Raw genomic sequence first — 4222 nt, 5'->3', positions numbered from 1 at the left:
TGGTCGTGGCTGTCCGGGCGCAACTATGTCACCCCCGACGACGTGAAAGCCATGGCCCGCCCGACGCTGCGGCACCGGGTTGCGCTTCGCCCGGAAGCCGAGCTGGAAGGCGCCACGGCCGACGGTGTACTGGACGGAATCCTGGCCTCGGTTCCGGTGCCGCGCTAGTGGTCCTGACCGGGCGCGCAGGGCTGCTGGCGCTGATCTGCGCGGTTCCCATCGTGCTGTCGCCGTGGCCGGCAACGTCGTTCATCGTGTTGCTGGTGTCGCTCGCGCTAGTAGTGGCTTTCGACGCCGGATTGGCAGCCAGTCCGCGCGCGCTGCACTTCACGCGTCTACCGTGCCCGTCGACCCGGCTCGGTGAACAGGTCAGTGCCGCCCTGCTGATCACGAACGAGGGTCGCCGCCGGCTCAGAGGCCAGCTGCGCGACGCCTGGGCGCCCAGTGCCCGCGCCCAACCCCGCTATCACACCGTCAGACTCGGCACCGGACACACGCAGCGCATCGATACCGAACTGCGACCCGTCCGCCGCGGTCAACAACGCTCGGCGATGGTGACCGCGCGATCCATCGGGCCGCTGGGCCTGGCCGGACGCCAGCGTTCGACGCCGGTTCCCGGAGAGCTGCGGGTGCTGCCGCCATTTGTGTCGCGCAAGCATTTGCCGTCACGACTGGCCAGGCTGCGTGAGATAGACGGCTTGCTGCCCACCTTGACCCGGGGGCAAGGCACCGAGTTCGATTCGCTGCGTGAGTATGTCGTAGGCGATGACGTTCGCTCGATCGACTGGCGGGCCACCGCCCGCCGTGCGGACGTTGTCGTCCGCACCTGGCGGCCCGAACGCGACCGTCGGGTACTGCTCGTTCTCGACACCGGACGGACCGCAGCCGGCCGAGTCGGTGTGGACCCGACCGCGGCCGACCCGAGCGGATGGCCCCGACTGGACTGGTCGATGGACGCCGCGCTACTGCTGGCGGCGCTGGCGTCACGGGCCGGCGACCACGTCGACTTCCTCGCGCACGATCGCGTGACGCGGGCCGGCGTCTTCGGGGCGTCGCGCACCGATCTGCTGGCGCAATTGGTCGACGCGATGGCCCCGCTGCAACCGGCGTTGCTTGAATCGGACTGGCGTGCAGCGGTTTCGACGATTGCCGGTCGGACGCGGCGGCGGTCGTTGATGGTGTTGCTGACGGACTTGAACGCGACCGCACTGGACGAGGGATTACTGCCGGTACTGCCGCAGGTGTCGGCTAAACACACCGTGATCGTGGCGGCGGTGGCCGACCCGCGCGTCGACCGAATGGCGCTCGGCCGTTCAGACGCCGCCGCGGTTTACGATGCCGCTGCGGCAGAACGGGCCCGCAGCGACCGGCGGTCGATCGCCTCACGGCTGCGCGGTCTTGGCGCAGAGGTCATCGACGCGCCGCCCGAGGAGATCGCGCCCGCGCTGGCCGACCGCTACCTGGCGATGAAGGCTACTGGGCGGCTCTGAGTTTCCGCCGAATGACCAGTCAGAACAGGCTTCTCACCGGCTCGCTCACTCAACGGGAACGACGTCCGGAGCGTCGGCGATGTCTCCGGTTTCGCCAGCCCGCGCGGCGCGCCGACCAAAATGGACGATGTAGGAGAGAAACGCGGCCTCGGCGGCAACGCCGATCCCAATCCGCAGGAATGTCGGTAGCGGGGACGGCGTCACCAATCCTTCGATCAAACCGGACACCAGTAGCACCACCACCAGCCCGACGGCGACCGCGACGACAGCCCGGCCCTGCTCGGCGAGCACCTGGCCGCGCGGCCGATTGCCGGGGGCGATCACCGACCAGCCCAACCGCATACCGACGGCGCCGGCCAAGAGCACCGCTGATAACTCCAACAGTCCGTGCGGGCTCAGCAGGCCGAACAAGATCCCGGTTTTGCCGGCCTGGTACATCAGGCCGGCCGAGACGCCGAGGTTGGCGGCATTCTCGAACAGCAGCAGCGGAATCGGCAAGCCCAGCAAGATGGCAAACCCGATGCACTTGGCGGCTACCCACGAATTGTTCACCCAGACGTGCAACGCGAACGCCGCAGCGGGATGCTCGCTGTAGTACGACGCGAAGTCGTGGTTGACCAGTTTGTCGATCTCGCTTGGCGTTCCGACGGTGGACTGGACGTCGGTGCTGCCGATCACCCAGAAGGCGATCACCACCGTGACTGCGAAGAAGATGGCCGCCGTCGCCAGCCACCACCGCCAGGCACGATATGCGACGATGGGAAACGACACCGTCCAGAATCGGATGAGTTCGCTGGTGAGCGGTACGTGTGCGCCGGTGACCGCCGCGCGGCCGCGCGCGACAAGTGATGAAAGCCGACCCACCAGCGCCGAATCCGACGATGCCGAACGGACGATGGACAGGTGGGTCGACACTCGCTGATAGAGCTCGACGAGTTCGTCGATCTCAGCGCCCGTGAGCCGGCGCCGATGCTTGAGCAGCCATTCCAGCCGATCCCAGGTGCCGCGATGGGTCACCACGAACGCATCGACGTCCACGCCGGGAAGCCTACCCAGCCTGGCGATCGGAAGCCGGCCGCAGCGGGTCGGCAGCAAGACCAGCGCGCGAGTAGCGTTCCCGATTATGCCGGAGGTGGTGACCGGGGACGCCGTCGTACTCGACGTGCAGATCGCTCAGTTGCCGGTGCGTGCGGTCAGCGCGCTGATCGACATCGTGATCGTCATCATCGGCTATCTATTGGCCCTGATGCTGTGGGCGGCCACCCTGGAGACACTGGACGACGCGCTGACCGGTGCGATCACGGTGATCTTCTCAGTGCTGATGTTCGTCGGGTACCCGCTGGTGTTCGAGACCACGACTCGCGGCCGGTCGTTGGGCAAGCTCGTCATGGGGTTGCGGGTGGTGTCCGAGGACGGCGGCCCGGAACGCTTCCGCCAAGCCTTGTTTCGGGCGCTGGCATCGGTGGTGGAGATCTGGTTGCTGCTGGGTAGTCCCGCCGTGATTTGCAGCCTGCTGTCGCCGAAAGGCAAACGGCTCGGTGACATCTTCGCGGGCACCGTGGTAGTCAGCGAACGGGGTCCGCGGCTGCCGCCGCCTCCGGTGATGCCGCCGTCGCTGGCGTGGTGGGCGCCGTCGCTGCAGCTGAATGGACTGGGCGCGCACCAGGCTGAGCTGGCGCGCCAGTTTCTCGCCCGCGCAACACAACTCGACCCGCAGCTGCGGGAGCAGATGGCGTATCGCATCGCGGGTGACGTGGTGGCCCGCATCGCGCCGCCACCGCCGCCGGGCGTGCCGCCACAATTGGTGCTCGCCGCCGTACTCGCCGAGCGGCACCGCAGAGAATTGGCGCGGCTGCGACCGGTGCCCGGTCCGCGATCGACGCGACCCGGTTCATGGCCGCCTGCGGCGGACAGCACTGAGGCCTCGTCGCCATCCAGTTACCGCGCGCCGGTGCCCGACTCTGATGGCTTTGCTGCCCCGCGTTGACGGAGGCCAGAGACTACTGCGCAACTGTGGTGGCGACGATGGCGATGTCTGCGATTAACAAAGCTAGTGCGGTCAGCGGCACCACGATGCCCCAGCGGCGCCGTGCGGTGAAGAACGTGATGACGATAGCGGCCAGTGCCACGACCGGGGCGCCGTAGAAGAGCACGCCGAAACCGATGCCGCTGGGGCCCAGGTTGGGGCACTGTTTGTCGTTACACCCCGCAGTGCTCATGACCGCGCCCAGGGCAAACACCAGCACTACGGCCGCCGCCGGAATGGTCAGCAGTGCCAACACCCAGTTGATCCACAGACGCACCCGACTGTCACTGCCAGGTTCAGCCCGCATCGCGGTCACCGTGCCGTCGCCGCTCTTGCCGACGGTCTCCAGATGAGGTTTTTCGTCGCTCATTTTTCACTTCCTACCCGTCAACCGTCGGAGACAAACACCGCAACGGCCCTACTTGCATAACGATAGTTAACGATATATCGTTGACGCATCGTTAGCACACCCGATGCTGACCGAAACTCAGAAACGAGACAAACCTTGCACCATCCATTTACCCCTTTCACCGGCGGCCCCTTCCATGAGGGCGGCCAGCACCCCGGCTTCGATTTCGCCCCGCAGCAACGGCGTGCGCTGCACGAGCACCGTCGCCAGGCCCGTCGCGAATTCCGCGACTACCTGCGCGGCAACGACGCCGGCCGAGGCGGTCCATTCGGGCCCGGCTTCGGCCCTGGGTTCGGT

At 67.1% G+C, this 4222-nt stretch carries 5 protein-coding genes and 1 pseudogene; 3 read left to right on the top strand and 3 right to left on the bottom strand.

What is annotated here, in order from left to right:
* Both WA317_RS18900 and WA317_RS18895 read left to right on the top strand, forming a co-directional pair.
* A pseudogene (locus WA317_RS18900) lies at positions 1–168 on the top strand (AAA family ATPase); the annotation flags it as partial.
* Complete coding sequence (locus WA317_RS18895) at positions 168–1490, top strand: DUF58 domain-containing protein (protein WP_425174490.1); 1323 nt, start codon at positions 168–170, stop codon at positions 1488–1490. The pseudogene WA317_RS18900 and the gene WA317_RS18895, both read left to right, overlap by 1 nt.
* A 45-nt stretch (positions 1491–1535) precedes the next feature.
* Here WA317_RS18895 and WA317_RS18890 read toward each other — a convergent pair whose 3' ends face one another.
* Entirely contained in the window at positions 1536–2528 is a 993-nt protein-coding gene (locus WA317_RS18890; protein WP_425174489.1) for a stage II sporulation protein M, read from the bottom strand.
* 85 nt (positions 2529–2613) lie between these two features.
* On the opposite strand from WA317_RS18890, the gene WA317_RS18885 reads away from it, so the two are divergent.
* A complete protein-coding gene (locus WA317_RS18885) occupies positions 2614–3477 on the top strand; it encodes an RDD family protein (RefSeq protein ID WP_425174488.1) in 864 nt (287 codons plus the stop codon).
* 13 nt (positions 3478–3490) lie between these two features.
* Here the strand turns inward: WA317_RS18885 and WA317_RS18880 are convergent, their stop codons facing one another.
* Together WA317_RS18880 and WA317_RS18875 are read right to left on the bottom strand one after the other, a co-directional pair.
* Positions 3491–3886 carry a hypothetical protein gene (locus tag WA317_RS18880; protein ID WP_425174487.1) on the bottom strand — a complete coding sequence of 132 codons (396 nt, stop codon included), beginning with the start codon at positions 3884–3886 and terminating at the stop codon, positions 3491–3493.
* 117 nt (positions 3887–4003) lie between these two features.
* Positions 4004–4222: hypothetical protein (locus WA317_RS18875; RefSeq protein ID WP_425174486.1), on the bottom strand; the 219-nt coding region annotated here is incomplete at its 5' end.

It is taken from the genome of Mycobacterium sp., from assembly GCF_049802695.1.
Taxonomy (GTDB): Bacteria; Actinomycetota; Actinomycetes; order Mycobacteriales; family Mycobacteriaceae; genus Mycobacterium.
This window is presented reverse-complemented; position numbering and strand designations above follow the sequence as displayed.

Excerpts from the sequence above, each read along its gene's own strand:
- WA317_RS18885 (WP_425174488.1), top strand. The coding sequence starts at position 2,614 with ATGCCGGAGGTGGTGACCGGGGACGCCGTCGTACTCGACGTGCAGATC.
- WA317_RS18880 (WP_425174487.1), bottom strand. The coding sequence starts at position 3,886 with ATGAGCGACGAAAAACCTCATCTGGAGACCGTCGGCAAGAGCGGCGAC.